The organism is Pseudomonas sp. NPDC088322 (genome assembly GCF_044740745.1).
GTDB lineage: Bacteria > Pseudomonadota > Gammaproteobacteria > Pseudomonadales > Pseudomonadaceae > Aquipseudomonas > Aquipseudomonas shirazensis.
In genome coordinates, this window is record NZ_JBIURK010000001.1 from 219,231 (window position 1) to 243,392 (window position 24,162).

Sequence of the window (24,162 nt, forward strand, 5' to 3'; positions counted from 1 at the left end):
GCGGGTGCCCAATCGCGCGAATTACGCTAGAATGCACGGCCTCTAAGCACACCCCTTCCTGAGGCTGTCCCGACGATGTTGATCCTGCGCGGCGCTCCTGCCCTTTCTGCCTTTCGCCACGGTAAGCTACTCGAGCAACTGAGCCAGAAAGTCCCCGCTGTTACCGGCTTGTATGCCGAATTCGCCCACTTCGCCGACGTCGATGGTGAATTGACCGCCGACCAGCAGCAAGTGTTGGCCCGTCTGCTCAAGTACGGGCCGAGCGTGCCGGTACAAGAGCCGACTGGCCGCCTGTTCCTGGTAGTGCCGCGCCTGGGCACGATTTCGCCCTGGGCCAGCAAGGCCAGCGACATCGCCCACAACTGCGGCCTGCAGAGCATTCAGCGCCTGGAGCGCGGCATTGCCTTCTACGTGGCCGGCGACCTCAGCGAGGCCGACGCGCAAGAAGTTGCCGCCGCGCTGCATGACCGCATGACTCAGCGCGTGCTGACCCAACTGGAGCAGGCAGGCGATCTGTTCAGCCATGCCCAGCCCAAGCCGATGACCTCGGTCGACGTGCTTGGCGGTGGCCGTGCAGCTCTGGCGCAGGCCAACATCGACCTCGGTCTGGCCCTGGCCGAAGACGAGATCGATTACCTGGTCAACGCCTTCCAGGGCCTCAAGCGCAACCCGAACGACATCGAACTGATGATGTTCGCCCAGGCCAACTCCGAGCATTGCCGACACAAGATCTTCAATGCCACCTGGGACATCGACGGCCAGGCGCAGGACAAGAGCCTGTTCGGCATGATCAAGAACACCTACCAGATGCACAGCGAAGGCGTGTTGTCGGCTTACAAGGACAACGCCTCGGTGATCGTCGGCAGCGTGGCCGGGCGCTTCTTCCCGAACCCTGAAACCCGCCAATACGGCGCGGTGCAGGAGCCGGTGCACATCCTCATGAAGGTCGAGACGCACAACCACCCGACCGCCATTTCGCCATTCTCCGGCGCGTCCACCGGTTCTGGTGGCGAGATCCGTGACGAAGGCGCGACCGGTCGCGGCGCCAAGCCCAAGGCTGGCCTGACCGGCTTTACCGTGTCCAACCTGCGGATCCCAGGCTTCGAACAGCCGTGGGAGAAGCCATACGGCAAGCCAGAGCGCATCGTCAACGCCCTCGACATCATGGTCGAAGGCCCGCTCGGCGGCGCCGCGTTCAACAACGAATTCGGCCGTCCGGCCCTGACCGGCTATTTCCGTACCTTCGAGCAGTCGATCCAGACCCCGCACGGCGAAGAAGTGCGCGGCTACCACAAGCCGATCATGCTGGCCGGCGGCCTGGGCAACATCCGTGAAGATCACGTGCAAAAGGCCGAGATCACCGTGGGCGCCAAGCTGATCGTGCTCGGCGGCCCAGCCATGCTGATCGGCCTGGGTGGCGGCGCGGCGTCGTCGGTTGCCACCGGCGCCAGCTCGGCTGACCTCGACTTCGCTTCCGTTCAACGGGAAAACCCGGAAATGGAGCGCCGTTGCCAGGAAGTCATCGACCGCTGCTGGCAGCTGGGCGACGACAACCCGATCGCCTTCATCCATGACGTCGGCGCGGGCGGCATTTCCAACGCCTTCCCGGAACTGGTCAACGACGGTGGTCGTGGTGGCCGCTTCGAACTGCGCAACGTGCCCAACGACGAGCCGGGCATGGCCCCGCACGAAATCTGGAGCAACGAATCGCAAGAGCGTTACGTGATGGCGGTCGATGCAGCCAACTTCGAGCGTTTCAAGGCCATCTGCGAACGTGAGCGCTGCCCGTTTGCGGTGGTCGGCGAAGCTACTGCCGAACCGCACCTGACCGTTACTGACAGCCACTTCGGCAACACCCCGGTCGACATGCCGCTCGACGTCCTGCTCGGCAAGCCGCCGCGCATGCACCGTTCGGTCACTCGCGAAGAAGAGCTTGGCGATGAGTTCGACCCAAGCACGCTGGACCTGGCCGACTCGGTCGAGCGCGTGCTGCACCACCCGGCGGTGGCCAGCAAGAGCTTCCTGATCACCATCGGCGACCGCACCATCACCGGCCTGGTTGCCCGCGACCAGATGGTCGGCCCATGGCAGGTTCCGGTAGCGGATTGCGCCGTGACCGCGACCAGCTTCGACGTTTACACCGGCGAAGCCATGGCGATGGGCGAGCGTACCCCGCTGGCCCTGCTGGATGCTCCGGCCTCCGGCCGCATGGCGGTCGGCGAGGCGCTGACCAACCTGGCTGCCGCACGCATCGAAAAGCTGTCCGACATCAAACTGTCGGCCAACTGGATGTCGGCTGCCGGCCACCCGGGTGAAGATGCCCGCCTGTTCGACGCCGTCCGTGCCGTCGGTATGGAACTGTGCCCTGAGCTGGGTCTGACCATTCCAGTGGGCAAGGACTCCATGTCGATGAAGACCCAGTGGAGCGAGCAGGGCGCGCAAAAAAGCGTGACCTCGCCGATGTCGCTGATCATCAGCGGCTTCGCCCCGGTGGTCGACGTACGCCAGACCCTGACCCCGCAACTGCGCATGGACAAGGGCGAAACCGACCTGATCCTGATCGACCTGGGCCGCGGCAAAAACCGCATGGGCGCGTCGATCCTGGCGCAGACCCACGGCAAGCTGGCTGCGCAAGCGCCGGACGTCGACGACGCTGAAGACCTCAAGGCCTTCTTCGCCGTGATCCAGGGCCTCAACGCCGATGGTCACCTGCTGGCCTACCACGACCGTTCCGACGGCGGCCTGCTGACCACCGTGCTGGAAATGGCCTTCGCCGGCCATTGCGGTCTGGACCTTGAACTCGACACCCTGACCAGCAAGCGCGAAAAAGTCGCGGCGATTCTCTTCAACGAAGAGCTCGGCGCGGTCATCCAGGTTCGCCAGGATGCCACCCCGGACGTGCTGGCGCAGTTCAGCGCTGCTGGCCTGGGCGAGGATTGCGTGGCCGTGATCGGTCAGCCGATCAACAACAGCGAAGTGCTGATCAAGCTCGCCGGCGAAGCGGTATTCACCGGTGATCGCGGCCAGTTGCAGCGCGAGTGGGCCAAGACCAGCTATCAGATCCAGCGCCTGCGCGACAACGCCGACTGCGCTGATCAGGAATACGCCGGCCTGCTGGTTGAAGACAACCCAGGCCTGAGCGTCAAGCTTGGTTTCGACGTCAACCATGACATCGCGGCGCCGTACATCAAAAAAGGCATCCGCCCGCAAGTGGCAGTCCTGCGTGAGCAGGGCGTCAACGGCCAGGTCGAGATGGCTGCGGCGTTCGACCGTGCCGGCTTCAACGCCGTCGACGTGCACATGAGCGATATCCTCGCCGGTCGTGTTGACCTGGAAGCGTTCAAAGGCCTGGTTGCCTGCGGCGGCTTCTCTTACGGTGACGTGCTCGGTGCCGGTGAGGGCTGGGCCAAGTCGGCGCTGTTCAACAGCCGCGCGCGGGATGCCTTCCAGGCATTCTTCGAGCGTGACGACAGCTTCACCCTGGGTGTGTGCAACGGTTGCCAGATGATGTCCAACCTGCACGAGCTGATCCCGGGCAGCGAGCTGTGGCCGCACTTCGTGCGTAACCGCTCCGAGCAGTTCGAAGCCCGTGTGGCGATGGTCGAGGTGCAGAAGTCCAACTCGATCTTCCTGCAGGGCATGGCCGGTTCGCATATGCCGATCGCCATCGCCCACGGTGAAGGCCACGCCGAGTTCGCCGACCCGGCCGCGCTGCTTGCAGCCGACCAGTCTGGCTGCGTGGCGCTGCGCTTTGTCGACAACCACGGCAAGGTCACCGAAGCCTACCCGGCCAACCCGAACGGCTCACCGCGTGGTATCACCGGTCTCACCAGCCGCGATGGCCGCGTGACGATCATGATGCCGCACCCTGAGCGGGTGTTCCGCGCAGTGCAGAACTCGTGGCGTCCAGACGACTGGCAGGAAGATGCGGCGTGGATGCGCATGTTCCGCAACGCGCGGGTGTGGGTGAACTAAGCGGTGTACAAGCTCGCCTTCTTCGTCCCGGCCAGCCATGTCGAAGTGGTCAAGGCCGCCGTGTTTGCCGCCGGTGGCGGCCGTATCGGTGGCTATGAGCACTGCGCCTGGCAGACCCTTGGCCAAGGCCAGTTCCGGCCGATGGCCGGCAGCCAGCCGTTTCTCGGGCAGGCTGGCGAGGTCGAGCAGGTCGAGGAGTGGAAGGTCGAGCTGGTGGTGGCCGACGAGCTGATTCAGCAGGTTGTCACTGCCTTGAAGCACAGCCACCCGTACGAAACGCCTGCTTATGAGGTTTGGCCGTTGGCTGACTTCTGAGCTGTTGTTGTCGCACCGTTACACGCGAAAAGCCCCGGCAGGCCACTGCCGGGGCTTTTCAATTTACAGTGACACGCTGCTGCACGTGCCTCAGTCGCCACTGCGCCTCGTGGGCAGCGAAGTGCAGGCCAACAGCCCGACTTCAAACAGGACCCACATCGGCACCGCCAGCATCGTCTGTGAGAACACATCCGGCGGCGTCAGGATCATCCCCACCACAAAGCAGCCGACGATCACGTAGGGCCGACTCTTGCGCAGCGTCGCCACATCGGTCAAACCGGCCCAGACCACGATGAAGGTCGCCACCGGGATCTCGAACGCCAGGCCAAACGCCAGGAACAGCGCCATGATGAAATCCAGATACAGGCTGATGTCGGTCATCATCGCCACGCCATCAGGCGTCACGCTGGCGAAAAAGCCGAACATCATCGGAAATACCAGAAAGAACGCGAAGGCCATGCCGCTGTAGAACAGGACGATGCTCGACAGCAGCAGTGGCAGGGCGATGCGCCGCTCGCGCTGGTACATGCCGGGCGCTATGAAGCCCCAGGCCTGATGCAGCAGCAACGGCATGGCCACGAACAACGCGCACATCGCGGTCAGCTTGAACGGCGTCAGAAACGGCGAGGTGACGCTGGTGGCAATCATGCTGGTGCCTTCCGGCAGGTACCGGCGCAGCGGCTCGGAAATCAGCGTGTACAGCGTCTGCGCAAACGGGAACAGCGCGGCGAACAGCAGGCCGATCATCAGCAGGGCGCGCAGCAGGCGTTTGCGCAGTTCGCGCAGATGCTCGGTGATCGGCATGCGAGGCTGCTCAGGCACAGCAATGCTCATGATGCATTCTCCTTGGCGATGACCGGCGCAGCGGCGTCATTGGCCGGCTGCGTGTCGAGGCGGATACCCTGGCGCAGGTCCTGTTCCAGGCGTTGCAGCGGCGCGCTGTCCAGTGCCGGCAGGTCGATCTCGCGTTCGACCTGGGTGCGCAGCGTGTGCATCGCGCGACGGGCCTGGCCCAGCACGCGGCCGACCGCGCGCGCCGCCACCGGCAGGCGCTCGGGGCCGAGCACCAGCAGGGCGACGATGCCGACCAGCATCAGCTCGGTGAAGCCGATCTCGAACATCAGGCCTGACGGTCCGTGTGCGCCTGCGGCACGCTCTGCCCGTTCAGCGTTGGCGCCTGCTCGGCCTGAACATTGGCAGCGTTGTTGGCATCGGTATCGCCGCCTATGGATTTGCGAAAGCCCTGGATCGCCTCGCCGACATCGCTGCCCAGGCCCTTGAGGCGCTTGGTGCCAAACAGCAGAAACACGATCAACAGCACGATCACCAGTTGCCAGATTCCAATACCACCCATTTCAGCGCACTCCTGTAAGGCCATGAAAAGAGAAGCAATCCTGCCTGTCCTAGATGACGCCTGGATGACGGTGGAACGGCTGCCATCTGCCTGCAACACGCACGGTGTTGACTGGCGGCTTTCGGTGATGAAAAGGCAGGCGGCAATGGGCGGTAAGCAACAGCAGGGCGCGGCACTGTTGATGGTCATGGTGGCGCTGGCGATGCTGGCTGCGGGCTTGACCTGGCTGGTCGAAGGTGGCCGTCGTCAGGTCGATGAAGTGCGCCTGCTGCAGCAGCGGGTGCAGGCGCGGGCGATGCAACAGGCCGGTCTGGCCTATGCCAAACAAGCCCTGCGCGATCCCGCTTGGCGGCTCAGCCCGCTGTTCTGGCAGGCCCTGCGCGGGCAGCCACTGAATTACGATTTTGCCGGCGGTACGGCGCAGTTGCGGGTACGCGATCAGCACACCTGCTTCAACGTCAATGCCCTGCTTGGCAACGACGCCGAGCGCGCCGAGCGCCAACTGCGCTACTTGCTGGGCGACAACATGGCGGCCGAACGGCTGGTGCACGGCCTGGCGGACTGGCTCGACAGTGACAGCGATGCCCGCCTGCAAGGCGCCGAAAGTGCCCAGTACCTGCGCCAGCAGCCACCGCGGCTGGCGGCCAATCAGCCGATGCTCGACAGCAGCGAGCTGAACCTGCTGCTGGAGCCGGACGCGACCCGCCAGCGCCGCTATCCGATGTTGTGTGCGATCGCGCAGACCAGTGGCTGGCGCTTGAACGCCAACGCCTTGGGCCTGGAACACCTGGAGCTGCTCGATGCGTTGTATGAAGGCAAGTATCCGCGTTCACTGCTCAGCCGCATTGTCAGTGGCCGGCCTGCGACCGGTTATGCCGATGCAGCGGATCTGCGCCAGGCGCTGGGTGCGGTCGATGATGAAACGTTCGAGCGCTTGAGTGAGGGCTTGCTGCTCAACAGCGGCCATTACCTGTTGCAGCTGTCGTTCGAGGAAGAGGGGCTGAGCTTGCGCAGTCAGTTGCAGGTCGAGGCTCTGGGTGTGGTGCAGTGGCATGCGCGGGTGCCGGCGCAGCAGGTGCGCGTCAGGGCGCGCGAACCGTTGTTGTGAGCCCACAATCGAGAACGCCCCGGTCGCAGTGCCAGGGCGGCGCTGCAACCGGGGCGTTGATCAGGTTTGATCAGGCAGTGCCGATCTCGCCGCCATCATTACGCTGAATGACTACCGTCGAAGCTCGCGGGCGCACCGTGGCACCTGCCGGAGTGGCGTCGGTAGCGACGTCGTTGTACGGCCAGTTGCCCGGATGCTGGATGTTGACGAACATCGACTTGTTGTCTGGGGCAAAGGCAATCCCGGTCACTTCACAGCCGTTCGGGCCGACGAAGAAACGGCGCAGGGCCGACTGGTTCTGCGCGTTCACCGGGACCTGCTTGCCGGCAGCATCGACCAGATCGGTCGGGATCACCGCCAGCAGCTGGTCGTTGGTGTAGTCGGTGAGGGTCGACTCGCCGTTGTCGGTTTCGATCCAGAGCACGCCGCGGCTGTCGAAGCTCATGCCATCGGGGCTGGCGAACTGGTTCAGTTCGGTCAAGCCGGAGCGGTTGATATCGGCAGTGCCGGCAGCGTTGGCGCCAAACACGAAGATGTCCCAGTTGAAGCTCAACTGGTCGTCGCTGTCGTGCCAGCGGATCACGTGGCCATGACGGTTCGGCCCGCGTGGGTTGGCAGCATCGACCTTGTCCGCAGTGCGCGCGCTGTTGTTGGTGAGGGTCAGGTAGACGTCACCGTTGACCGGGTGTACCGCGGTCCACTCGGGGCGGTCCATCGGCGTTGCACCAACGGCATCGGCGGCGCCGCGGGTATTGATGATGATCCCCGGCAGGTCACCGAACAGCGCGCCCAGGGTGCTGCCGCCGGTGGTGGCGGTGGCCACGTCGAGCAGCAGCCAGTTGCCGCTGCCGTCGGCATTGAAGCGAGCTACGTACAGCTTGCCTTGGTCCATGTACTTGGCACCGGTAGCCAGGCGGTCGGCCGGGGTGGCGTCCGCCGGGTCCCAGACCGCGTCGGAGACGAACTTGTACAGGTATTCGTTGTTGGAGTCGTCGCCGGTGTACCAGACCAACGGCTTGCCCGCGACCGGCAGGCCCGGGCAGCAGCCCTCGTGGCGGAAGCGGCCCAATGCGGTGCGCTTCACTGCCAGGGTGCTGGCGTTGTACGGGTCGATCTCGACGATGTAGCCGTAGGTGCTGGCTTCGTTGCGGTAGTCGTCAGTGGCGCTGGCGCCGCTTGGGGTGATGTTGAAACGGCCGAACTCATCGTCCACTTCGCTGGCATCACCGGCACAGGTTTCCCAGCGGTACTGGCCACGGGTGGCGCTGACGCCGATGCGCACTTGATCCGCCGGGCGGGTCGCAGTGTTGACGAAGATGCCTGGCCAGTTTTCTTCGCAGGTCAGGTAGGTGCCCCACGGCGTGTAGCCATTGCCGCAGTTGTTGTTGGTGCCGCGGCACTGGGTGCCGGCTGGGGAGAATTTGGTCTTGACATGGTCGCTGCCGCGCAGTGGTCCGGCGATATCCATCAGCGACACCGTGGTGAAGCGGCGGTTGAGCGGGTCGTTGTCGACCACCTGCCAGCGCCCGCTGACCTTGCTCAGGCGGACCACGCCGGCGCCGTGGGCGTTGATTTCCTTGCGTGCTTCTTCCACCGGGCGCTTGCCGCTGCCGTCGGTGGTGGGGCCGGCCGGGTGCAGTGCGGCGGCATCGATGTACTCGAAGTTGATCGCCAGCAGGCCGTCATCCGAGCTGCCGTTGATAGGGAAGAAGTGCATGCCGTCGTGGTGCATGCCCATCGCGTTGGCCTGGTCGGTGGAGGTGTTGCTGCCATCGGACTTCCACGGATTGGCGTTGCTGTTCAGCGGAGTGCCCCAGGGCGCCAGCACGTAGGCGCTGTAACCGGCAGCGACGACGCAGGCATCGGTGCGCGAGCCTGCGATGGAGTCGAAACCGAGCCTGAGCTTGACCGGCTCCGGGGTAGACGGCGAGTCGTTGTCGGAACCGCCACCACTGTCGAAACAGCCTGTCAGACCGGTGCCGGCGATCATTGCGATGGCTGCGCCAAGGCTGCCGCGCATCACGGTGCGACGGCTCAGGTAAGTGTCCATGACGCTGGCCATCGGCAGGTTGCCGCTTTGGTTGCGGTCCAGGTTGTCGCCGGTGTCTCGACTCATCAGGGTGTCCTTATAGTGGCTGAGTTGGAGGAAACCGCGACTGTAGTGCTCAAGTGTGATGATTCCTTGGCAGAAATATTAAGGTCTGCTTAAAACCAGCAGTTCTTACCAGTGCGTATTGACAGAACAGTCGGCGATTACTGTCGGATATCTGCCATGAAACTGTCATCTGAGCGCCGCAATATCCGAACCCCAACGTGAACTCGGAAAAGGATGCGGGCCTGATGGTTAGCAGTGTGGGCAGACGCGAGGTAATCAGCTGGATGGGTGTCGCGGCGTTGACGCCGTTGCTTGGCGCCTGCTCGGCGCTGCCCGGCCAGCGTGGCGGCGGTGCGCCGCTGGACCTGCTGTATCTCGCCGACACCCTGGATGCCCGCCAACCCGGCCAGGCGGTGGTGCCGGCGACGCGCCTGGGGCCGGTCAGCCACCTCGGCCGCGCGCCGTGGATGACCGGCGCCAGCGCCAGTGCCGCATCCCCGGAGCTTGCGCCTTTGCTGGATGCCAGCCAGAGCAGCCGCGCACAGCTGGGTGGGTACCCGGTGCTGGCCGCGTTGCTCGAGCAACTGCGCAACGAAGCCGGCGCAGACAACTGCCTGACCCTGGAGAACGGTCAGGGCTGGAATGGCAGCGGCCTGGCTTATCTGAGCCAGGGCGAAAGCGGCGTGCAGGGCAGCCAGCTACTGGGCAGCGATGTCCGCGTCAGCAGCGATGAACGTGTGCTCTGGCCACAGCGCTGTGCGGCGCTCTATCAGCAGTCTACCGCGGCGACACTGGGTGCAGGCCTGTCTGCCGAGCAGAGCAAGGCGCTCGGCATCGACAGCCTGCGGGTGTTCCAGCGCGCAGGTGTGCGGATTGCTGTGGTGGGGGTGACCGACCCTTATGCGCAGGATCAAAAAGCCTCTCTGAAGCAGTGGTATCAGTCACTGCAAGCGGTCTTTCAGCAGGCGCGACGCGAGGCTGATCTGGTCATTGCGCTGGCCGATGTCGGCACCGGCCCGGGCCTGTGGCTGGCCGAGCGCGTGGCTGAAATCGACGTGCTGCTATGCGCCCGTGGCCAGGACTTGTGGCCGGCGCCAGTGCTGGCCAGCCAGGCCAGCGGCCGGCAGGTGCCGGTGCTGTTCGCCGGTTGCCGTGGCAGCGGCGCGTTCCGTTTGCGTTGCCAGCAGGTGGCGGGTCAATGGCAGTTTCAGGCGCGTTTCTTTCCCGCCTTCGAGCAGCAGTTGACGCCCGCTGCCCAGGCGCGCGCCGCACAACTGCGCAGTGTGGTGCGGGCGCAGCGTGCCGGCCATGCCGCTTGGCTCGATCTACCGTTGGCACGAGCGCCGCAAGCCCTGTGGCGGCGCGATACGCGCGGCGGCAGTTGGGATGCCTTGCTCCAGCAAGCGTTGTCTGACAGCAGCGCCATGCCGGTGTTGTTGCCGGGGCTGCGCTACGACTATCCGTTGGCAGGCGGTGAAATGATTACCCGCGAGCACCTGATAAGCCTTACCGGTGGCTACCCGGCGCCCGTGGTCGAGGCGCCGGCACGGCAGGTTGAACAGGTGCTGGAAAACGCCGCCGAGCAGTTGTTCGGCGACCCGCTGCTGCTCGACAACAGCCAGGATCTACCACGCTGGCAAGACCAGGCCTGGCGCGTCAGTTATAGCCCGCAAGGCAAGCGTATCGCTGACTTTGCGACCGTGCAGGGCCAGTGCCGTACCTTCGGCCTGCAGTTCGCCGCCGATGCCGGTGAGCCGCTGTGGCAAACCCTCGAAGCCTGGTTGCGTCGTCAGCCCAGCGACTGGCGCCTGGCACCGCTGCAGTTGCCTGAGGTGCGCTATGTACAGGGGCATCCCGGCTGGCACCCACGGCAGGCTAAGACGTGAGCTGGAGCAGTCGCCTCGGCGCTTTTTTGCTGTTGACCCTCGCCGGCTGGCTGGCGGCGCAATGTGTGCTGCAGCTTAGCCGTCAGCCGCAGCCGGCCACGACGGCGCAGCCTGAACACGCGGCCATTCCAGGGCTGATGGCGGGGCACTGGCAAGCCCCGCTCGACACCGGCGAGATCCCTCTGACCCGGCTGCCCTTGCAGTACCTCGGCGGGCTGCGTGCCCAGCCGCTGTCGGCGACGGTGGTGGTGCTGCGTTTCGGCGAGCAGATTCGCACCTTGGGCCGCGGCCAGCGGCTGGCGCCGGGGATCGTGCTGCAGGACATCGATGGCGCAGGCCTGATTATCGACAACCAGGGGCGGCGCGAACGCCTGCCCTGGCCGCCACGGCCCGCCGTGACCGGCTTCAAGCGGCAAGGATGAGTTGATGTTTGCTAGATACTGCGCAGCGGCTGCATTGAGCCTGAGCTTGTCATTGGCCTGGGCTGAAGAGCCCGAAGTGCTCGACGAAGGCGGCACGCCGATGTACGAAGTGAATTTCGTCGACACTGACCTGGTCGAGTTCATCGACAGCGTGTCGCGGATCACCGGCACTACGTTCATCGTCGACCCGCGGGTCAAAGGCAAGGTCACCGTGCGCACCGTCGACCGGCATGACGCTGACGCCATCTACGATATCTTCCTCGCCCAGCTGCGTGCGCAGGGTTACGCCGCCGTCGACCTGCCCAATGGCAGCGTCAAGATCGTCCCCGATCAAGCCGCGCGGCTCGAGCCGGTGCCGGTCGAGAACGCCGCCAGCAAGAATACCGGCAGCGATGGTGTCGCCACCCGCGTGTTCAATGTGCGCAATGCGGGCAGCGAGCAGATACTTGGCATCATCAAGCCGCTGATCGATCCCCGGGTGGGCGTGATCACGCCGTACCCTGCGGCCAATCTGCTGGTGGTGACCGACTGGCGCAGCAACCTCGAACGCATCGACAGCCTGCTGCGCGAACTCGACCAGGTCAGCGAGGAGCCACTGCAGGTGATGAAACTGCAGCACGCCAGCGCTGCCGATACCGCCCAGTTGGTCACGCGGCTGCTGGCCAGTGAACAGGCCGCCGACCGTGCCCAGGTGGTGGCCGACCCGCGCAGCAATGCCTTGCTGGTGCGCGGTAGCGCCGACAGCCGTGAGCGCGTGCGCGCCTTGTTGGCGCAGCTGGATCGGCCCGGCGACAACCTGCACAGCAGCAATACCCAGGTGATCTACCTGCGCCACGCCAATGCCAGCGAAGTGGTCAAGGTCTTGCGCGGCCTGAGCCAGACCGGCGCGGTGCCGGCCGAAGGGCAGGGCGAGGGCAAGGATCAGCCGGTGGCGATGGCCAGTGACTCCGGTATTCGCCTGGAATACGAGGAGGGCACCAACGCTGTGGTGATGGTCGGCCCGGACAGCGAGCTGGCGGCCTATCGCAACATTGTCGAGCAGCTGGATATCCGTCGTGCGCAGGTGGTGGTCGAGGCGATCATTGCCGAGGTCTCGGACATTCAAGCCCAGGAGTTGGGTGTGCAGTGGCTGTTTGCTGACGAGAAGTTTGGCGCTGGCGTGGTCAACTTCGGCAGTAACGGAGTGAACATCGCTGGTATTGCCGGCGCGGCCGCCGAGGGTGATACCAGTGCGCTGGGCAAGCTGCTGTCGGCCACCACTGGGGTGACTGCCGGCATCGGCAACTTCGGCGGCGGCTTCAACTTCGCCATGTTGGTCAATGCACTCAAGGGCAAGAGCGGCTTCAATCTGCTGTCGACGCCAACCCTGTTGACCCTGGACAACGCCGAGGCGTCGATCCTGGTCGGTCAGGAGGTGCCGTTCGTGACCGGCTCGGTAACCCAGAACAACGCCAACCCGTACCAGACCATCGAGCGCAAGGAGGTCGGGGTCAAGCTGCGGATCAAACCGCAGGTCAACGTCGACAACAGTGTGCGCCTGGATATCGTCCAGGAAGTTTCGTCGATTGCCGACAGCAGCAGCGCCAGTGACGTCATTACCAACAAGCGCGAGATCAAGACCAAGGTCATGGTCGAGGACAACGGCCTGGTGATTCTCGGTGGCCTGATCAGCGATGAATTGAGCACCAGCAACCAGCGTGTGCCGCTGCTTGGTGATGTCCCCGTGCTGGGCCGCTTATTCCGCTCCGATGCCAGCCGCAATACCAAGCAGAACCTGATGGTGTTCATCCGCCCGCGCATCCTGCGTGACGGCCCAAGCCTCGCCGGTCTGAGCCAGGACAAGTACCGCAGCCTGCAGCAGAGCACGCCGCTGCAATTGCCAGTGTTGGCCGAAGGCTCGCAGTTGTTGCAGGTGTTTCCGGCCAGCCGCGCGCGGCTCGAAGGCGGTAACTGGTGATGCTGCCCTATCGCCTGGCGCGCCAGTCCGGCCTGGCCCTGGCACCACTCGCCGAAGGTTGGCAGCTGTGGCTGCGGGCCGACGCCGACAGCGCGCAGTTGCAGGAACTGCTGCGCGTGCACGGCCAGCCGGCAGCGGTCGAGTACCTGCCGGCGGCAGACTTCGATCAACGCCTCGGCCAGCTTTATCAAGCCGGCAGCGCGGCCAACCAGGCGTTGATCGAAGGCATCGGCGAGCAGGTCGATCTCGACAGCCTGATGAGCGAAATGCCACGCATCGAAGACCTGCTCGAAAGCGATGACGAAGCGCCGGTGATCCGCCTGATCAACGGCCTGTTCGGCCAGGCCATGCGCCTGCGTGCATCGGACATCCACATCGAAACCTTCGAGCAAAGCCTGGTGGTGCGCCTGCGCGTCGACGGCCACCTGCGCGAAGTGCTGCGCCCACCGCGGGCACTGTCGGCGATGCTGGTGTCGCGGATCAAGGTCATGGCCCGCCTCGATATCGCCGAAAAACGCCAGCCACAGGACGGCCGGATCACCCTGCGCGCAGCTGGTCGCGAGATCGATGTGCGGGTCTCGACCCTGCCCGGCATCCACGGTGAGCGGGTGGTGATGCGCGTGCTCGACAAGCAGGCCAGTCTGCTGGCGCTGGACAACCTGGGCATGCCCACCGCCGTGTTGCAGGGCTTGCGCAATTGCCTGGCGCGGCCCAATGGCATTGTCCTCAGTACCGGCCCGACCGGCTCGGGCAAGACCACCACCCTGTACGCCAGCCTCAACAGCCTCAACGACGGCAGCCGCAACATCCTCACCGTGGAAGACCCGGTCGAATATGCCATCGCCGGCATTGGCCAGACCGCGATCAACCCACGCGCCGGGCTGACCTTTGCCGCCGGCCTGCGGGCGATTCTGCGTCAGGACCCGGACGTGATCATGCTCGGCGAAATCCGCGACCAGGAGACTGCACAGATTGCCGTGCAGGCCAGCCTCACCGGCCACCTGGTGCTGTCGACCCTGCACACCAACAGCGCTGTGGGCGCCGTTACCCGTCTGCGCGACATGGGCATCGAGCCGTTTCTGATTGCCTCGTGCCTGCGCGGCGTATTGGCCCAGCGGCTGGTCCGGCAACTGTGCAGCTGCGCTGTCGCGCAGCCGCTGCAGGCCGCAGAAAAACAACTGTTCCCCGAACTGGGCGCGTTGCGCGAGACCTTTCACGCAGTCGGCTGCGAAGCCTGCCAGGGCAGCGGCTACGCCGGGCGGATGGGCCTGTACGAATTCGTCGAACTGGATGCCGGGCTGATTGCCTTGCTGTACGAGGGCGCCAGCGAAGTGGCCATGCACGCCTACCTGAGCGACCGTCGGCGCAGCCTGGTGAGCATGGCCAGTGACTGCCTGCAGCGCGGTCAGACCAGCCTTGCCGAAGTGTTGCGCGTGGTCCAGGGCTAACCTATGCCGACCTATCGCTACCAGGCCGTCGACCTTGCCGGCAAACGCCACGCCGCCACTTTGCAGGCCGACAGCGAGCGCCATGCACGGCAGTTGTTGCGCGAGCAGGGGTTGTTCGCCAAAGGCCTCAAGCGCCACGACAACGCGACCGGTCGCTCCCGTCACCAGCGCCTCAGCCGGGCGCAGCTGTGCGAGCTGACCCGCCAACTGGCAACCCTGACTGGCGCCGGTATCCCTCTGGTCGATGCGCTCGCCACACTGGAGCGGCAGTTGCGCCAGCCGGCGCTGCAAGCGGTACTGGTCGGTGTGCGCGGGGCGTTGGCCGAGGGCCTCGGGCTGGCCCGGAGTTTGGCAAGGCAGGGCGCGCCGTTCACTGGTCTCTACTGCGCGCTGGTCGAAGCCGGTGAGCGTTCCGGGCGGCTGGCGCAGGTGCTGACGCGGCTGGCAGATCACCTCGAACAGGTCCAGCGCCAGCAACACAAGGCGCGTACGGCGTTGATCTATCCGGCGGTGCTGATGGGTGTATCGCTGGCCGTAGTGGTCGGCCTGATGACCTTCGTGGTGCCCAAACTCACCGAACAATTTGCCCATTCCGGACAGAGCCTGCCGCTGGTGACCTCGATCCTCATCGGCCTCAGCCAGGGCCTGGTCAGCGCCGGGCCCTGGCTGTTGGCGGCGGTCCTGCTATTCAGCGTGATCAGCCGCTGGCTGCTGCGCAAAGCGCACTGGTGCCTGCGCCGTGATCAATGGCTGCTGCGCCTGCCGCGTGTCGGCGGCCTGCTGCAAGTGCTGGAAAGCGCGCGGCTGGCGCGCAGCCTGGCGATTCTCAGCGGCAGTGGCGTGGCCCTTCTCGAAGCGCTGCAGGTGGCCACCGAAACGGTTGGCAACCGGCGCATTCGCCAAGCCATGGAACAGGTCCGCCAGCAGGTCGAGGGCGGCACCAGCCTGCACCGGGCACTGGACGCCAGCCAACAGTTTCCGCCACTGCTGGTGAACATGGTCGGCAGCGGTGAGGCCAGCGGCACCCTGGCCGACATGCTCGAGCGCGTGGCCGACGACCAGGAGCGTGGCTTTGCCCGTCAGGTCGATACCGCGATGGCGCTGTTTGAACCTTTGATGATTCTGGTGATGGGCGGCGTGGTGCTGTTCATCGTGCTGGCGGTCTTGCTGCCGATCATGCAACTCAACCAGGGCCTGCAACTGTGACAAGGAGAACCGGCAATGCAGCATCGACGTAAGCGCCAACAAGGCTTCACCCTGATGGAAATCATGGTGGTGATTTTCATCATCGGCCTGCTCATCGCCGTGGTCGCTCCGAGCGTGCTGGGCAATCAGGACAAGGCCATGCGCCAGAAGGTCATGGCCGACCTGGCAACGCTCGAGCAGGCGCTGGACATGTATCGGCTCGACAACCTGCGCTTTCCCAGCAGCGAGCAGGGCTTGGCGGCGCTGGTTACAAAACCGGTCGCCGAACCTGTCCCGCGGGCCTGGCGCAGCGACGGTTATATCCGCCGCTTGCCAGAAGACCCTTGGGGCACTCCGTACCAGTACCGCATGCCCGGCGAGCATGGTCGGGTCGACGTGTATTCGCTGGGTGCCGATGGCGTAGCGGGCGGCGAAGACCTGGATGCCGACCTGGGCAACTGGGCGCTGTGACCGATGCTCGCTCAGCGTGGCTTCAGCCTGATCGAACTGCTCGTGGTGCTGGCGATTGCCGGCTTGATGAGCGGCCTCAGTGTGGCCTGGCTCGACAGTGGCAACAGCAACGTCAGCCAGACGCTCGAGCGGCTGGCTGCACAGACCCGCGAGCAAGCTGCGCTGGCGCGCCATGCCGGGCAATTGCGCGGGCTGCGTTGGAATGGCCAGCAGCCGGAGTTTGTCCGCCGCGAGGGCGACGCCTGGGTGGTCGAACCGGTGCGCCTCGGCCAGTGGCCAAAGACGCTGCGCCCGGACTGGTCCGCCAGTGCTACGCCGCAATTGCTGTTCACTCCCGAGGGCTGGGCACAGCCCGGCACGCTGCTGTGGCGCTGGCCGCAAGGCAGCCAGCGCTGGCAGTGGGGGCGCGACGGTCGCTTGCTGACCCAGGCCGCGCCGTGAAGTCGCGCCAGGTGGGCTTCACCTTGCTTGAGGTCGTGGTGGCGCTGGCCATCGCCTCGGTGCTGGCGGTGATCGCCAGTCAGGTCCTGCGCCAGCGCCTGGCGGTGCAGGAGACCGTCCAGCAGCATCGCCTCGGGCTGCTCTGCGCGCGTGAATTGCAGGCGCGCTTTGTCGTCGAGCAGTACTGGCCTGCGGCCAATCAGGGCAGCGGAGAATTGCAGCAGGGCGGGCAGACCTGCCATTGGCAACTGCAATTGCGCAGCACCGGTGTGCGTGACCTGCGCCGTGGCGAGCTGCAGTTGTTCGCAGACCGCGAGCAGCGCCTGCCGCTGGGTTTGTACAGCGTGTTTCTGGAGCGGCCATGAAGCGTCGCCAGGCAGGCTTGACCCTGATCGAGCTGATGGTCGCGCTGGCCCTGACCGCCGTGCTTGGGGTCATGCTCGCCGCGCTGGTCAACGGCTGGCTCAAAGTTCGCGAACGTCTCGACAGCACCAGCAACGAACGCGGTGTGCTGGAGTTTTGCCTGGCCTTGGAGCGGCGTTTCGACAGCCCAGTGCTGCGCCGTCTCTATGAGCAGCGCTTGCCCTTGGCCGTGCGCTGGCTCGATTGGCAACCGCAGGCGCAGCAGTTGCTCTGGGTGGCTGCCGCCGCCTGGCCGCAGGCCGAGGGCGGCTCGCGGCTGCAACGTCAGCGCCTGCGCTTCGATCCGCGCGAGCAGCAGTTGCTGTTGGAAAGCTCGGCAGACCTGTATGCCGTCGGCATGCCGCATTGGGTCGTGCGCGAGCGGTTGCAGCGGGTCAGCAGTTGGAGCGTTGTCTATTACCAGGGCGGCCGCTGGCTGGCCTGGCCTTCCGATCAACCGGCACACCCCGGCGCCGGTGTACGGCTGCAACTGCAGCGTGATGGAGCACCTTATGTCTGCACGTTCGTCCTGCCCTGGGGGCTTTCATGAAGCGTGAATGGCGGTGGCGCTCGCCAGCGCGGCCTTGGTTGTTGGTGCGGCCTGTGGCTGATGGGCATTGGCACTGGTGCCTGCTGGACAACGGCGTGCTCCGTGACGAAGGGCAGGGGCCCCCGCCGCAGGGCCTCAACGCTCGGGTTGGCGTGGTGGTACCGGGGGACGCATGCAGCCATTTTCAGGTGCCGGCGCCGCCCGGGCTCAAGCGTGAGGAATGGCCGCTGCTGTTGGAGGATCGCCTGCTGCAAGGAAGCGATGAGGTTGACTGTGCCTGCATCGGTCGCGCGACAGGGCAATTACGGCTGGTGGTGGTGGCACGTGATCGGCTCGATGACTGGTTGGCTCAGTGCGTGGAGTGGGGTCTGGAGGTGGAACGTTGCTGGTCGCAGTTTCAGCTCTTGCCGGCGCTCGAGCGGGGCTGTGGATGGCAATGGCGACAGGAGCAAGCGACCTTGTATGCGCGGGTCGACGAGGAGGGCTGCGAACACTGGCTGGCCTGGCCACAGGGGATGGGTGGTGCGCCTGCGCCATGGGGTACACAGGTATTTGCGCAGGTCGATGGACCCTGGCCGAAGCGGGTTGCGGATCTCGATGCAGCACCGGGGCTGCGGGAAATGCGCCGCCCGCGCAAATCATTGAATGTCACGGCTCAGCACAAAGGCTTGATCGCTGCCTGCCTGGTGCTTGCCGCTGTCTGGGGCGCCCTGTGGTTAAGCCAGCAATGGCGTCAGGCCCAGCTCTATCGCGAGCAGGTACTGGCGGTCACTGGCCCCCAGGCCTCACCGCGTGAAGCGGCGCAGGAGCTCAAGCAGCTGCGTGCTGCCGACGGCGAGCGAGCCTTGCGCCTGCGCCGGCTCGATGGCTTGCAGGAGCAGTTGCAGGACTGGTTGCACGCGCATCCGCAGTGGCGTCTGCGCGCGGTGCGCTTCGATGGGCAGCGCTGGCATCTGCTCCTGGATGGCGAGGGCGCGCTGCCGCCGTGGGAGGAACTGGCCGCTGCGGTCGGCGCGACGGTACAGGTGCAGGCAGCGGGCGTGGTGTTCGATCTGGGGAGCAGTTCATGATCCGCGCACTTTCGCCCCGCCTGCGTATGCGCCTGGCCTTGGGGCTGATCGCGTTGTTGCTGGTCGTCATTCTGGTACGGGAGGTGAACGCACGCTGGGCCCAGATGAGCCAGTGGCGGGGGCTTGCCGAGGCGGCGGTCAGCCTTGAGCGCGGCACTGGATTGAGCCTGGAGCGTTTGCGCCAATCCGCCCAGGCCCGGCATATCGAGCTGACCGAGGTCGAGTTGCAGGACGATGATTGGCACGTGCGCGGGGCGGTCGCCGACGAGCAGGCGCTGCTGGCGTGGTTGCAAGTGCTGCAGGCCGAGGGCGTGCAGCCGCTGCAATGGGGCATGGAGCAGGCTGGCAAGCAGTTGCGCTTCGACTTGCAGTTTCGGCCATGAGGGTGCGCGTGCTGTTGTGGCCGGCGCTGGTGTGTGCTGTAACCCTGCTTGTGGAGTTGCCCGCGAGCTGGTTGCTGCCAGGCAGGGTCGTCAGCGGCAGCCTCTGGCAGGGACAGGCCGAGCAGGTGGGCGATGTCGGGCCGCTGCGTTGGCAGTGGCGACCGTGGCGAATGCAGGCTGAGGTCCGCTTGGCTTATCAGGGGCAGGCTTGGCTGGCGCGGTTGAGCGGTTGGCCCTGGCGCTGGCGGGTGGAGGTCGAGGCGCTCGAAGCGGCGCCGAGTGTGCCGGTGGCTTATCGCCTGGCGGGGCAATGGCAGGGGCGTGTCAGTGTGACGGGTTCATGGCGACAGTGCGCCGGTACCGAGGGGCGTTTGCAGGTGACCGACCTGGCGCTGGTATCGCCGTGGTCGCTGCAGTTAGGGCAGGGCTGGCTTGCAATGCACTGTGCGGGTGACTGGCGCTTGCAGGGTGCGCTGGCCCAGCAGAATCAACACCAGATTGATCTCGATGCGGACCTGCTCGCCCGCCGCGCGCGGGTCGCTTTTGAGGTTCAGCCAGAAGCCGCGCTGACGCCATTGTTACGTGGCGCCCAATGGCTGGGGCCGCAGGCTGGCAAGGGCGAGCGGCAGGTAAGGTGGTAGTTGCAGCGCACACTCGCGTAAGCCTGTTAACACCAAGTTAACAGGCTCTTACAGTTTCATTTGTTGGCGATTTTAGTGGGGACCTCAGGGTTAAGGCCCTGACTGGCTTCGTTATTGGAGGTTGGCGCGGGACAGGCCCGCGCCTGATTCATCTATCGGCGCCCGCCCTTGCCCCCGACACTCGATACCCACTCTTCACTGCGGCTATGCCCACTGGTACGCAGCAGGCCCAGGTCCAAGCCATTCTCGCCATCGGCGCGGACGCTGTTCTTGATCACGTCAAACAAAGCCGTGCCCAGGTCGACCGGCGAATTTGACGCATCCACTGCGAAATCGCGGCGGAAGTCGCGGCCATATAGGGTCTGCTCGGTGACGGATGCAGCCTGCACCTCCACCTGGCCTTTGCCTGACTGCAGCTTGGCACCTTCCAGTTTCAGATTGCCGCCGACCTTGAGCTGGACTTCATCGCGTCCACTCAAACTCGCTTGCTCGCTGACGGTGTCGCGCTGAACCTGCGACACGTCCAGTTTCAGCGTAGGCGACAGGCTTGGGTCGACCTTGCTGACCTGCTTGCCGAACTTGCCGGTGAGCTTGTCGCCCGCGGGACCTGCCAACGCAGCCAGGGCATTGTTGAAGCCCTGCGGATTGCGCTCGCGGCTCAAGCGCGCATCAACATCGACGCTGAGGTTGTTGACTTGGTCCTTGCGGCTGGCGACCAGTAGGTCGCCACCGATGTCGGCGTCGATGCGTCCTGCATCCAGGCGCGCGCTCAGCAAGCGACTGTCGCCGCTGCTGGTCAGGACGATGTGGTCGGCGCGCAGGTTGCTGGTGTTCCAGGTCTGGTTGTCGCGTTGGTCGAGGTTGACCTTGACCCGGCCGTGCAGGCCTTGGCTGTCGAGGCTGCCGCTGGATTGGGCAAAGCCGGCGCCGGCAGTGACGGCGAGGTTGTCGCGCCGCTCGCTGTTCGATGAGCCTTCCAGCAGCAGGCCGCCGTTGTCTGCGGTGATCGCGATCTGCCCCGCCGTCGCCTGCAGCCCTTGCAGGTGCATGGCAGTTTCTTCGCGTGCGCTGCTGACCAGGGCCAGCTTGCCGGTGGCGTCGATCTGCGCATCCACTGCCTGGCGCGAGGACTCATCCACACGACCACTGTTGAAGTGGCCGCCGACTGCGCCACCGCGGCTATCGCCTTGCTTGAGGGCCAATTCCAGGCCGCCGCCGAGGGCGTTGCCGTGGGCCTCGTGACTTGAGGTAGCGGCCTTGACCTGTAACAGCCCGGCGCTGTTCATATCGACGTTGGCGACCTTGGCCGCTCGGCTGCCGATACGTGTGCCTTCCAGCAACAGGTCGCCAGCACTGCTCAGGCTGACATCGCCCTTGGCGTCGATCTGGGCCACCTGCGCAGTCATATCGTCGAGCGAGCGTTGCTCGCTCTTGAGATAGCCGCGCACTTCACCCCCCGTGCTGCCGGGGCGGTTGCCGCCTTTGGCCCAGGCGTTGCCCTCGATGGCATTGATCTGCTCGCTGTGCCGATCAGTGACCTGCACCAGGCTCAGTTGCCCGCCGCTGTGCAGGCTTACCCCCGCATCGCCACCGTCGAAGCGGCTGCCCTCATAGCGGCCTTCGCTGCCCAACTGAACCTGAATGCCTTGCTTGCCGTAGAGGCTGCCTGGGCGGGCCGTGTCCTTGCTGACAAGACTTGCCAGTGAATCACCCTTGGCCGAGGCGCGCACATTGATGTCTTCGCCAGTGCTGGTGTCGACCCGCAGGTCGCCGCCATAGGCCAGGCGGTCGACCTTGCTCTGCTGCTGATCAACCGCCGCCGCCATGTGATGATGGTCGGCATCGATCTGCAGGGTGCCGGTATTGGCTCGCCATGCCGTACCTTGATCATCGATGCGATCTGCCTTGACCACCACCGAGCCACCACTCAGCTCGCTGACCTGCGCATAGCCGCGGCGCTGGTTTTCCAGGCGTTTGAGGTGCTCCACAGTCATGTCGGCGCCGGCACTCGGGGCGACCAGCGCATCCTCCACAGAGGCCTGCTGGAAGCGCTGACCCTCACCGCCTGCGATCAGTTGCTCGATCGGCCGGGTGAGCCCGCGGTATTCCAGGCTGCCACCCAGGCTGGCGCTCCAGTCGTTACGGTTGTGCTCGCGCACTTCAGTGTCATGCACCGCCCGATTGTCGATGTGCTCGGCATCGATTTGCAGGGTATCGCCGGCAGTCACCCGTGCGGCTTCGGTGACCAGTTGCTTGCTGTTGATATGAAGGTTGTCTGTGGCCGAGAGTTCGCTGCGCTGCACCTTGCTGTCCTCTTGCTGTTGCGTATCGCGGTTGTGGTGGCCTTCGAAGGCCGCACCGAGCTTGTCGATGCCGCCGCTCAACAGCAGGCCGCCGCCGCTCTGGCTGGAGCTGTCGAGCGACTCGTGCTGATTGTGGGTGGCGCTCAGGGTGGTTTGCTCTGCGTTGATGTTCAGGTCGCCGTGGGTGGCCTTGACCTGTGAGCCGTTGACTTGCAGGTGGGCATCGCTGCGCAGGTCGACGTTGCCGGCTTGCAGCTCACTGCCCAGCTGGGTGGTGTCTTGCTGCTCATGCTGGCTGTTGACTACCTGATAGCCCAGGCCCGCCTGGTACTGGTGCGAAGCAGGCGTGCCGTCCTCAGCCTCCTGGGTCTGCTTGGCAGATGCGGTGAGGCCGCGTTGATGAGTCGAAGTCTGCTGTTGGGATCGAGACTGGGCACTGTCGATCAGCAGGTCGCCCTTGGCCTCGACCTTCAGCTGCTGGCCAGCCTTGAGCCTGGAGCCGTGAATGCGCATCTGCTCGGCGCTGGCCAGGTGCAGGTTGCTCTGGGCCTGCACTTCGCTGGCCTGGGCTTGTTCATGTTGCTCGGCGTCGTCCTTGCTCTTGCTTATGAGGCCGAACAACTTGCTGTCGCGGCTGTGCGAGTTGGAGCTTGACTGGGTCTGCCCGCTGGTGACCTCGAGGCTGCCCTGGTCACTGTGCAGGACTGCATCGCTCTGGCTATGCACTTCACTGCCGCGGACGTTTATCGCGCCGGTGGCACTGGCGCTGACTTGGCCAGCCTGAAGGCGGCTGCCGCGGGCGGTTTCCTGATAGTCGTCGCTGTTACTGTCGCCATTCCACAGGTGTTTGCGATGGCGGATGGTTTGGTTTACCCGCGTGCTGTCGACAGCTGCGTCGATGTCCAGTTTGCCGCCGCTGGCGAGATTAATCTGGCCCTCGCTGGTTAGCGTTGCGGCAGCCATTCGCAGGTCGCCGCCCGACTGCAATTGGACCGCTTCGTCAGCCCTCAACGTGGTGCCTTGCACGGTGCGTTCGGTGGTAGTGCGGTCGCGGTTGTAAGTTTCGGTGGTCACGAACCACCAGCCTTTATCCCAGTTCTCCTGCTCGCGGGCGATGGTTTCGCGGGTAGTGGTATCCAGGGTCAGCTGTTGCCCGGCCTTGGCTTCGATACGCTTGGCCTGGCCATCAATAGCGCGCAGGGTCAAGTTGTCCCTGGCCTGCAGCCTCAACAGCCCCTGCTCACTGCGTAACGTGGCGGCCTGGCCGGGTTCACCGCTGATGAACAGATCGCCTGCCGAACCGATGCTGACGCCGTCACGGCCGTTGACCTGCACCGCGCCAACGCGCACGCCGGCACCTTCGCCAGTGCTGACTACCCGAATACGCCCTGCGTGCATCGCACCGAACAGCTGGGCGTCGATGCTCGAAGGCGTCGCAGCCAGGTGTTCGACGACGTTACCGGTCACCGCATCGATACGATTGCGGCCAACGGTGATGTTGAGGTCGTCCTTGGCGCCGAGCTCGCCCGTGCTGTGAATCTGCGGTGCGATCAGGTCCAGCGCACCGCCGTCGTTGCGTTGGCCGCCGCTCAGCACCTGCAGCGAGCCGCTCGCCTGCAAGGTATCGAGCAGCTTCAACTGCTGGTCCTGGACCTCTGCAGTACCGACCGCGAAGCCGGCCCGGGTGGTGTTGATGAAGCTGCCGCCGTTGAGGGTGATGCCGTTGGGGTTGGCGAGGATGTAGTTGGCCGCGCGACCGAAGATTTCCTGCGGGCCTTCGATCAGCGAGGCGTTGCGGCTGACCACCTCATTGAGGATGGTCGAAGCGGCCTGACCGTGAAACTGCGGGTTGGCCGCCAGGGCGCCGGCCAGTTGCGACTGGCCCGACTGCAGCGAGTTGTTGAGCACCAGCCCGGGCTTGCCGACGTTATAGTCGATGAACTGGTTGTGCGACAGGCCACTGGCATTTGGCGGGACGATTTCGATCACCGGCACGCCATGGGCCGGGTTGATCACGGGCGTTCCACCGGGGCCGCTGCTGGGCTGCAATGCGGGTTGGGCAAGGGCTGCGCCCGTGCAGAACAGGCCGACAAACACCGCCCAGCGCAGTGTGTCTGGTTGGATCAGGGGGAGTTGCGCAAGGTTTTTCATTATTG

The 24,162-nt window shown here is 65.1% G+C and carries 20 protein-coding genes; 15 read left to right on the plus strand and 5 right to left on the minus strand.

Annotation, left to right across the window (positions count from 1 at the left end; translation table 11 throughout):
- Positions 1-75: 75 nt before the first annotated feature.
- Both purL and cutA read left to right on the plus strand, forming a co-directional pair.
- Entirely contained in the window at positions 76-3,975 is a 3,900-nt protein-coding gene (gene purL / locus ACIOAU_RS00985) for a phosphoribosylformylglycinamidine synthase (RefSeq protein WP_188035492.1), read from the plus strand.
- 3 nt (positions 3,976-3,978) lie between these two features.
- Positions 3,979-4,290, plus strand: a complete 312-nt coding sequence (cutA, locus tag ACIOAU_RS00990; RefSeq protein WP_103436248.1) for a YqfO family protein — start codon at positions 3,979-3,981, stop codon at positions 4,288-4,290.
- Positions 4,291-4,380: 90 nt separating this feature from the next.
- Here cutA and tatC read toward each other — a convergent pair whose 3' ends face one another.
- From tatC to tatA, 3 genes are read right to left on the minus strand one after another with little or no spacing between them, the layout of a single operon-like run.
- Positions 4,381-5,124 carry a twin-arginine translocase subunit TatC gene (gene tatC / locus ACIOAU_RS00995; RefSeq protein ID WP_150571047.1) on the minus strand — a complete coding sequence of 248 codons (744 nt, stop codon included), beginning with the start codon at positions 5,122-5,124 and terminating at the stop codon, positions 4,381-4,383.
- Positions 5,121-5,411 (minus strand): Sec-independent protein translocase protein TatB, encoded by a 291-nt coding sequence (tatB, locus tag ACIOAU_RS01000; RefSeq protein WP_101317037.1) that lies wholly within the window; start codon positions 5,409-5,411, stop codon positions 5,121-5,123. The genes tatC and tatB overlap by 4 nt, the downstream gene beginning before the upstream one ends.
- On the minus strand, positions 5,411-5,644 hold the full coding sequence (gene tatA / locus ACIOAU_RS01005; protein ID WP_401179433.1) for a twin-arginine translocase TatA/TatE family subunit: 234 nt from the start codon (positions 5,642-5,644) through the stop codon (positions 5,411-5,413). Before tatA ends, tatB begins: the two co-directional genes overlap by 1 nt.
- 145 nt (positions 5,645-5,789) lie before the next feature.
- On the opposite strand from tatA, the gene gspK reads away from it, so the two are divergent.
- Entirely contained in the window at positions 5,790-6,752 is a 963-nt protein-coding gene (gene gspK, locus ACIOAU_RS01010) for a type II secretion system minor pseudopilin GspK (RefSeq protein WP_101317041.1), read from the plus strand.
- Positions 6,753-6,822: 70 nt separating this feature from the next.
- Here the strand turns inward: gspK and ACIOAU_RS01015 are convergent, their stop codons facing one another.
- The gene (locus ACIOAU_RS01015) at positions 6,823-8,868 is read right to left on the minus strand and encodes a PhoX family phosphatase (protein WP_259075651.1); all 2,046 of its coding nucleotides are present in this window, start codon (positions 8,866-8,868) and stop codon (positions 6,823-6,825) included.
- 224 nt (positions 8,869-9,092) lie between these two features.
- On the opposite strand from ACIOAU_RS01015, the gene ACIOAU_RS01020 reads away from it, so the two are divergent.
- Genes ACIOAU_RS01020 through ACIOAU_RS01075 form a run of 12 tightly spaced genes read left to right on the plus strand, consistent with a single transcriptional unit; the run spans position 9,093 to position 19,703 of the window.
- Positions 9,093-10,733, plus strand: a complete 1,641-nt coding sequence (locus ACIOAU_RS01020) for a lipoprotein UxpA (RefSeq protein WP_259075649.1) — start codon at positions 9,093-9,095, stop codon at positions 10,731-10,733.
- On the plus strand, positions 10,730-11,155 hold the full coding sequence (locus tag ACIOAU_RS01025; RefSeq protein ID WP_259075647.1) for a pilus assembly protein PilZ: 426 nt from the start codon (positions 10,730-10,732) through the stop codon (positions 11,153-11,155). The genes ACIOAU_RS01020 and ACIOAU_RS01025 overlap by 4 nt, the downstream gene beginning before the upstream one ends.
- A 4-nt stretch (positions 11,156-11,159) precedes the next feature.
- Complete coding sequence (gspD, locus tag ACIOAU_RS01030; RefSeq protein WP_401179438.1) at positions 11,160-13,112, plus strand: type II secretion system secretin GspD; 1,953 nt, start codon at positions 11,160-11,162, stop codon at positions 13,110-13,112.
- Positions 13,112-14,560, plus strand: a complete 1,449-nt coding sequence (locus ACIOAU_RS01035; protein WP_401180139.1) for a GspE/PulE family protein — start codon at positions 13,112-13,114, stop codon at positions 14,558-14,560. Before gspD ends, ACIOAU_RS01035 begins: the two co-directional genes overlap by 1 nt.
- A 3-nt stretch (positions 14,561-14,563) precedes the next feature.
- Positions 14,564-15,766 (plus strand): type II secretion system inner membrane protein GspF, encoded by a 1,203-nt coding sequence (gene gspF / locus ACIOAU_RS01040; RefSeq protein WP_401179441.1) that lies wholly within the window; start codon positions 14,564-14,566, stop codon positions 15,764-15,766.
- Positions 15,767-15,781: 15 nt separating this feature from the next.
- Positions 15,782-16,216 (plus strand): type II secretion system major pseudopilin GspG, encoded by a 435-nt coding sequence (gene gspG / locus ACIOAU_RS01045; RefSeq protein ID WP_101317055.1) that lies wholly within the window; start codon positions 15,782-15,784, stop codon positions 16,214-16,216.
- Between the two features lie 3 nt (positions 16,217-16,219).
- Positions 16,220-16,657 (plus strand): type II secretion system minor pseudopilin GspH, encoded by a 438-nt coding sequence (gspH, locus tag ACIOAU_RS01050; RefSeq protein WP_181088600.1) that lies wholly within the window; start codon positions 16,220-16,222, stop codon positions 16,655-16,657.
- Entirely contained in the window at positions 16,654-17,022 is a 369-nt protein-coding gene (locus tag ACIOAU_RS01055; RefSeq protein ID WP_101317060.1) for a type II secretion system protein, read from the plus strand. Before gspH ends, ACIOAU_RS01055 begins: the two co-directional genes overlap by 4 nt.
- Positions 17,019-17,609: a Tfp pilus assembly protein FimT/FimU gene (locus ACIOAU_RS01060; RefSeq protein WP_150571040.1), complete on the plus strand. Its 591-nt coding sequence runs from the start codon at positions 17,019-17,021 to the stop codon at positions 17,607-17,609. The genes ACIOAU_RS01055 and ACIOAU_RS01060 overlap by 4 nt, the downstream gene beginning before the upstream one ends.
- A complete protein-coding gene (locus ACIOAU_RS01065; RefSeq protein ID WP_188035497.1) occupies positions 17,606-18,679 on the plus strand; it encodes a GspL/Epsl periplasmic domain-containing protein in 1,074 nt (357 codons plus the stop codon). The genes ACIOAU_RS01060 and ACIOAU_RS01065 overlap by 4 nt, the downstream gene beginning before the upstream one ends.
- Positions 18,676-19,062, plus strand: coding sequence for a type II secretion system protein GspM (gspM, locus tag ACIOAU_RS01070; RefSeq protein WP_262499991.1), 387 nt, complete (start codon positions 18,676-18,678; stop codon positions 19,060-19,062). The genes ACIOAU_RS01065 and gspM overlap by 4 nt, the downstream gene beginning before the upstream one ends.
- Positions 19,063-19,070: 8 nt before the next feature.
- The gene (locus ACIOAU_RS01075) at positions 19,071-19,703 is read left to right on the plus strand and encodes a type II secretion system protein N (protein WP_224785578.1); all 633 of its coding nucleotides are present in this window, start codon (positions 19,071-19,073) and stop codon (positions 19,701-19,703) included.
- Between the two features lie 152 nt (positions 19,704-19,855).
- On the opposite strand, the gene ACIOAU_RS01080 is transcribed toward ACIOAU_RS01075, so the two are convergent.
- Positions 19,856-24,157 (minus strand): hemagglutinin repeat-containing protein, encoded by a 4,302-nt coding sequence (locus ACIOAU_RS01080; protein WP_401179449.1) that lies wholly within the window; start codon positions 24,155-24,157, stop codon positions 19,856-19,858.
- Positions 24,158-24,162 lie beyond the last annotated feature (5 nt).